This window comes from Rhodoferax sp., assembly GCF_011391645.1.
In the GTDB taxonomy this organism is placed as follows: Bacteria; Pseudomonadota; Gammaproteobacteria; order Burkholderiales; family Burkholderiaceae_C; genus Rhodoferax.
In genome coordinates this window covers 1-5,976 of record NZ_JAABQC010000131.1, presented here as the reverse complement: position 1 = coordinate 5,976, position 5,976 = coordinate 1, and the positions used below count along the sequence as shown (strand labels likewise).

General features: G+C 65.3%; 6 protein-coding genes. 5 read left to right on the top strand and 1 reads right to left on the bottom strand.

Features of this window, described 5'->3' with window-relative positions:
* Together GPS82_RS13005 and GPS82_RS13000 are read left to right on the top strand one after the other, a co-directional pair.
* Positions 1 to 1,383, top strand: a 1,383-nt coding sequence (locus GPS82_RS13005) for an FAD-dependent oxidoreductase (protein WP_296495407.1), incomplete at its 5' end; no start/stop codon positions are given.
* 3 nt (positions 1,384 to 1,386) lie between these two features.
* On the top strand, positions 1,387 to 2,184 hold the full coding sequence (locus GPS82_RS13000; RefSeq protein WP_296495405.1) for a carbon-nitrogen hydrolase family protein: 798 nt from the start codon (positions 1,387 to 1,389) through the stop codon (positions 2,182 to 2,184).
* Positions 2,185 to 2,222: 38 nt separating this feature from the next.
* Here GPS82_RS13000 and GPS82_RS12995 read toward each other — a convergent pair whose 3' ends face one another.
* Complete coding sequence (locus tag GPS82_RS12995) at positions 2,223 to 3,155, bottom strand: DMT family transporter (protein ID WP_296495403.1); 933 nt, start codon at positions 3,153 to 3,155, stop codon at positions 2,223 to 2,225.
* A gap of 95 nt (positions 3,156 to 3,250) precedes the next feature.
* On the opposite strand from GPS82_RS12995, the gene GPS82_RS12990 reads away from it, so the two are divergent.
* From GPS82_RS12990 to GPS82_RS12980, 3 genes are all read left to right on the top strand, one after another.
* Positions 3,251 to 4,723: an ATP-binding protein gene (locus GPS82_RS12990; protein WP_296495401.1), complete on the top strand. Its 1,473-nt coding sequence runs from the start codon at positions 3,251 to 3,253 to the stop codon at positions 4,721 to 4,723.
* Positions 4,720 to 5,346: a response regulator gene (locus GPS82_RS12985; protein WP_296495399.1), complete on the top strand. Its 627-nt coding sequence runs from the start codon at positions 4,720 to 4,722 to the stop codon at positions 5,344 to 5,346. Before GPS82_RS12990 ends, GPS82_RS12985 begins: the two co-directional genes overlap by 4 nt.
* 132 nt (positions 5,347 to 5,478) lie before the next feature.
* Positions 5,479 to 5,970: a heme-binding protein gene (locus tag GPS82_RS12980; RefSeq protein ID WP_296495397.1), complete on the top strand. Its 492-nt coding sequence runs from the start codon at positions 5,479 to 5,481 to the stop codon at positions 5,968 to 5,970.
* Positions 5,971 to 5,976 lie beyond the last annotated feature (6 nt).

The window sequence follows — 5,976 nt, the reverse complement described above, 5'->3', positions numbered from 1 at the left end:
ATGCGCTTTCCGGTATCCAGCACGGCCTTCTACCACTACGTGGACATGCTGGGCCTGAAAAGTGCGCCCTTCCCCAACCCGCTGACGCCCGCCTCGCCCAGCACCGTGATTGATCTGGAGGGCAAGACCTATTACGCCGAAAAGTTGGCCGACCTGCCCGCGATGTTCCGCGAAGTGGCTGAGGCCTGGGCGCAGGCACTGGAAGACAGCGCGCAGTTCACGCCCGTGCAGGACGCGATTCGCGCACGCGATGTGGCTACGCTCAAACGGCTGTGGAACGCGCTGATCCCGAAGTGGGACGACCGCACCTTTTACGACTTTGTCGCGAGCTCCGAGGCGTTTGCCAAGCTGTCGTTCCGCCACCGCGAACTGTTCGGCCAAGTGGGCTTTGGCACGGGTGGCTGGGACTCGGATTTTCCGAACTCGATGCTGGAAATCCTGCGCGTGGTGATGACGCAATGCGACGACCACCAGCGCCTGATCGTCGGCGGCGCCGACCAGGTTCCGCATGGCTTGTGGCGCCACGCACCTGCCGCGCTGACCCATTGGCCCGCGGGCATGACGTTGGAGAAATTGCACAGCGGTGCGACCAAGGCCGGTGTCGCGAAGATCGCCCGCGCTGCCAGCGGCAAACTGGCCGTGACCGACTACTGGGGCACCACCAGAGAATATGCGGCCGTGCTGACCACCTGCCAGAGCTGGCTGCTGACCACGCAGATCGCCTGCGAAGAATCTCTGTTTTCGCACAAGCTGTGGATGGCACTGGACCGCACCCGCTACATGCAATCGAGCAAGACCTTTGTGATGGTGGACCGGCCGTTCTGGAACGACAAGGACCCCGAGACCGGCCGTGACGTGATGAGCATGACACTCACCGACCGGCTGACACGCGGCACCTATCTGTTTGACAACGGCCCCGACAAACCCGCCGCGATTTGTCTGTCGTACGCCTGGATGGGCGATGCGCTGAAGATGCTGCCGCAGCCGGTGGAAAAGCGCGTGAAGCTGGCGCTGGACGCGCTGCAAAAAATCTACCCCAAGGTCGACATTGCCAGCCACATCATTGGCGACCCCATCTGCGTGTCGTGGGAAGCCGACCCGCACTTTCTGGGCGCGTTCAAGGGCGCGCTGCCCGGCCACTACCGCTACAACCAGCGCATGTATGCGCACTTCATGCAGGACGATTTTCCGGCCGCGCAAAAGGGCATCTTCATTGCGGGCGACGACGTGTCGTGGACGCCGGCCTGGGTGGAGGGCGCGGTGCAGACGTCGCTCAACGCGGTGTGGGGCATCCTGCACCAGTTGGGCGGCAAGACGCATGCCGACAACCCTGGCCCGGGCGATGTGTTTGCGGAGTTGGGGCCGATCGCCCTGCCGGAGTAGCACATGCAAGCGCAACTGCACCTGGCGTTGTGGCAATGTGCGCCGCTGCCGCTGAAGATGGCGGGTAATCTGCTCCGACTCGATAACGTGGCAAAGGACGCCGCACAAAGTGGGGCCGACATTCTGGTGTGCCCGGAGATGTTCATCACCGGCTACAACATTGGCGCAGCGCAGGTGCAGGCTTTGGCGCAAACCGCAGACGGCGCCTTTGCAAACGCGGTGGCCGGGATTGCCAAGCGGCACGCGATTGCCATCGTGTATGGCTACCCGGAGCGGGAGGGTGGACACGTGTTCAACGCAGCGCAATGCATTGCTGCGGATGGCACGCGTTTGCTGAACTACCGCAAGACACACCTGTTTGGCGAACTGGACCGCGGCCAGTTTTCTGCTGCGCCATTGCAATCTGCTTTGTTCGAACTCCACGGCTGGAAGATCGGGCTACTGATTTGCTACGACCTGGAGTTCCCCGAGAACATGCGCCGCGTCGCGCTGGCCGGTGCCGACATGGTGCTGGTGCCAACTGCCAACATGCCGGATTACGACTTCGTTTCGACAACCATGGTGCCGGTGCGCGCCTTTGAAAACCAGGTCTTCGTCGCCTATGCCAACTATGTGGGTGCCGAGAGCGATGTGCATTACGGCGGCTTGAGCAGCGTTGCCTCACCCAATGGGCAGGTGCTTGCGCGGGCCGGCCAGGAGCCTGAGGTGTTGTTCGCGACAGTGGATGCCAACCAGCTCATCGCCGCCCGCATGCGCAACACGCATCTGGCCGAGGCACGCGCGCGGCTGGAAGACCGCTGATGACAAGATTTTCATGGCGACCACCAGTAACCACCGGTTCACGAGGTTTTGACGCGGCCCGCCCACTGTTGCGTGACCCAGTCGCCCCCGCTCACCAGCACGATGCCGATCAGCACCGGCACGGCGCCGATCAAAAAGCTGGGCTCGATCGGTTCTGAGAGCAGCCAGGCCCCAAAGACGATGCCAAACAGCGGCGTGAGGAACGAGAACACGCCCAGGCGCGAGGCCAGGTAATGGCGCAACAGCCAGAACCACGCCAAAAAGCTGGCAAATGACACCACCAGCGAGTGAAACGCCAGGCTGGCCCAGACCTGCGGCGTGGGGTTGATGCGCGCCTGCCCGGTCATGAAGGCTCCGGCCAGCAGCATCACAAAGGCGCCGACGAGCTGGTACAGCAGGGTCTGCGTGGCCGGTGCCCTGGACAAGGTGGAGCAGCGCACCACCACCGTGGTGGCACCCCAGGCCAGTCCACCCAGCACGCCCAAAAAGTCGCCCCACAGCACATTGCCCGGCAGCGCGCCGGCCGCGGCGCTGCGCCCCAGAAAGGCCCACGCGAGGCCACCAAAAGCCAGCACAATGCCCAGCCACTGCACCCGGCCCAGCCGCTCGGCGGGCAGTTTCCAGTGCAGGCCCAGTGCGGCAAACATGGGCGCGGTGTACAGAAACACCACCATGTGCGAGGCGCTGGTATGGCGCAGGCCCTCGGCCACCAGCAAAAACTCCAGCCCAAAGAGCAGCGCCACCGCCACGCCGGGGCGCAGCGTGCCGTCGCGCAGATTCATGGGCTCCTTGCGCCACCACATGACCAGCCCCACCAGCAGCGCGGCCACGCCCGAGCGCAGCGCGATTTGCATGATGGGGGCAATGTCGGTGGCCGTGGCTTTCAGCACCACCTGCTGCATGCCCCAAATGGCGCACAGCACCACCATGAGCGTGATGGCTTTGGCGTCGGGGTCGAGGCGGGTGTTCATGGGGGCGGCATTGAAATTGGGGGAGGCTGCATTATTAGGGCAATGCGGCAAGCGAGACCGCTTTGACACCGGGTGGCGGTATGCAAAAATGGACCATGCCTCACCTCCTTAAAGCTTTTGGACCGCGTCTCGTGGTCTGGTTCGCGATCTCGGTCATCGGGTGTGTGCTGCTGGCCCGAAACGAGCTGGTGCAACTGCGTGAGGCGTTCGAGATCGACGCCCGCATCAGCCACCGGCTGCTGAGCCAGCGCGTGGTGCAGCACGAGGCGGTGCTGGCCACCCTGGCCCTGCTGCAGCCCGCTGCGCCGGATGGCAGTGCCGACTTGGCAGAGCAGCGTTTGTCGTCGGTGTACCCGCAGATCCTGAGCGTGCAGCGGCGCGACGCCGGCGCCGCTTGGCTTGGCACAGGCCTGGACGAGGCCGAGCAGGCATCACGCCAGAGCCGCGCTGCCGCGCTGGCCAACGCCGATTTCACGTCGGCCCGCGGCCGCTACCAATTGGTGCTGGCGGCGCAACCCGCCAGTTATGCGCTGCTGATCGACATCCACGGCACCATACCCTGGAACGACTGGTCGATGCCGGTGCAGACCAGCCCGGTGCGGGTCACCCTGGAGCATGCGGGCCAGGCCTTTGTGGTGCAAGCGGGTAGGGTCGCAGCAGGCGGCTGGCGCTTTGCGTTTCACAAGCATCTGGACAGCGTGAGCCAGCCCTTTGAGGTGGTCGCCATCCGTCAGGTCGGCTGGCAGGAACTCCCCTGGCTGGCCATGACCTTGTGGGCGGTCGCAGTGGCTGCTGCGCTGGCCACCTGGTCGGCCTGGCAGGGCCAGCGCAGCGCGCGCCGCCGCGCCGAGGCTTTGCTGCGCGTGGGGCAGGTGGCTCGCCTGAACACCCTGGGTGAACTAGCCGCCGGCATGGCCCATGAGCTGAACCAGCCGCTAACCGCGATTCTGGCCAACACGCAGGCCGCCAAGCGCCTGCTGCAGGAAGACCCCGGCGAACTGCCTACCGCGCTGCAGGCCATGGACCAGGCGGTGGCGCAGGCGCGCCGGGCCGCCGAAGTGCTGGGCCGTTTGCGCCGCACCGTGGAGCAACCCGCGCGCGCAGCGCCGGGGCAGACGGTGGATCTGGCGCAGGTGGTGCGCTCGGCGCTTGACCTGCTGGAGCCCGAGTGCCAGGGCCGCGGGGTGACCGCCAGCGTGCACATCGAACAAATCGCCTTGGTGCTGGCCGAGCGCGTGGCGCTGGAGCAAATTGTGCACAACCTGATCACCAATGCCTTGCAGGCGCTGGACGCGGTGCCCGCCAGCGAACGCCTGCTTGCCATCCACATTGGCGCGGCCAAGGGCATGGGTGTGCTGCGCGTGGTCGACACCGGCTCGGGCATTGCGCCAGACACATTGCCCCATGTGTTCGAGCCGTTTTTTACCACCCGTGAGGGCGGGCTGGGTTTGGGCTTGAGCCTGTGCGAAACCCTGGCCAGCGGCATGGGCGGGCACTTAAGCGCGCAGGCCAACGTGCCGCGCGGCGCCATCTTTGTCCTCAGTCTGCCGCTGGCGCCCGCCCCATGAACGCGCCGCTGTCACCGCTGATTCACCTGATCGACGACGACGACGCCGTGCGCGCCGGGCTGGCGCTGCTGATTGGCACCGTGGGCCTGCGTGTGCAGGCCTGGGCAGACCCGCAGGAATTCATGCGCAGCTTTGACCGCCAGGGTATCGGCGCCATCGTGCTCGACGTGCGCATGCCCGGCATTAGCGGCCTGACCGTGCTGGATCAATTGGTGGCGCAGGGTGTGGACCAGCCGGTCATCATGCTGACCGGGCACGGCACGGTGGAGCTGTGCCGGCGCGCGTTCAAGTCGGGCGCCACCGAGTTTCTGGAAAAACCGGTCGACGACGAGGTGCTGCTTGAGGCGCTGCAAAACGCGGTGCGCCAGCATGTGCGCTCGCGCGAGCGGCACCAGGCCGACCGGCAGGCGCGCGAGCACTACGCGCAGTTGTCGGAGCGCGAGCGCGAGGTGCTGGGGCTGATCGTCGAGGGCCTGACCAACAAGGAAATCGGCCGCGCCCTGGGCCTGTCGCCGCGCACGGTGGAAACCCATCGCGCCAACCTGTTTGCCAAGCTGCAGGTGGAGTCGCTGGCGCACCTGATACGCCATTACGCCGCACTGGCCGCCGAAGGCGATTCCTGACGCAACCAGCTCCTCCGTAGTTCTACGGAGCCCGGCGCGTAGCCGCACGAATGGCCGGCGAGGCTCTTTTTTCTTACATTTACTTCAGGGTTTGAACAGTTGCTTCAGGCCCACATTTTTTGGAGAAAAAACATGCGTTCCATTCATTGCGCCACCGCCCTCGTCCTGTCTCTTGCCACCCTTGGCGCCAGCGCCCAGAGCGTGCGTGTCGAGAAAAACATGTCGCTTGAGCTGGCCACCAAAATTGCCGCGGCCACCGTGGCGGCCTGCAGTGCCGACAAGTTCAACGTGACCGCCACCGTGGTCGACCGCGCCGGCGGCGTGCGCGCCGTTTACCGCGCCGACAATGCCGGCCCGCACACGCTGGCCGCCAGCCAGGCTAAGGCCTTTACCTCCGCCTCGGGCAAAAACACCACGCTGGCGATGTGGGAGGGTGTGCAAAAGAACCCTGCCGCTGCCAATGTCGCCATGATTCCCGGCTACCTGCTGCTGGGCGGCGGTGTGCCGGTCAAGGTCGGTGACGAAGTCATTGGCGCGGTGGGTGTGGGTGGTGCGCCCGGCGGTCATCTGGACGAAAAGTGCGCCTTGGCGGGTATTGCCAGCGTGCAGGACATGCTCAAGTAAGCGCCC

Bases quoted from the DNA above. Each gene is read 5' to 3' on its own strand.
- GPS82_RS13000 (WP_296495405.1), top strand. From the start codon at position 1,387: ATGCAAGCGCAACTGCACCTGGCGTTGTGGCAATGTGCGCCGCTGCCG.
- GPS82_RS12995 (WP_296495403.1), bottom strand. From the start codon at position 3,155: ATGAACACCCGCCTCGACCCCGACGCCAAAGCCATCACGCTCATGGTG.
- GPS82_RS12990 (WP_296495401.1), top strand. From the start codon at position 3,251: ATGCCTCACCTCCTTAAAGCTTTTGGACCGCGTCTCGTGGTCTGGTTC.
- GPS82_RS12985 (WP_296495399.1), top strand. From the start codon at position 4,720: ATGAACGCGCCGCTGTCACCGCTGATTCACCTGATCGACGACGACGAC.
- GPS82_RS12980 (WP_296495397.1), top strand. From the start codon at position 5,479: ATGCGTTCCATTCATTGCGCCACCGCCCTCGTCCTGTCTCTTGCCACC.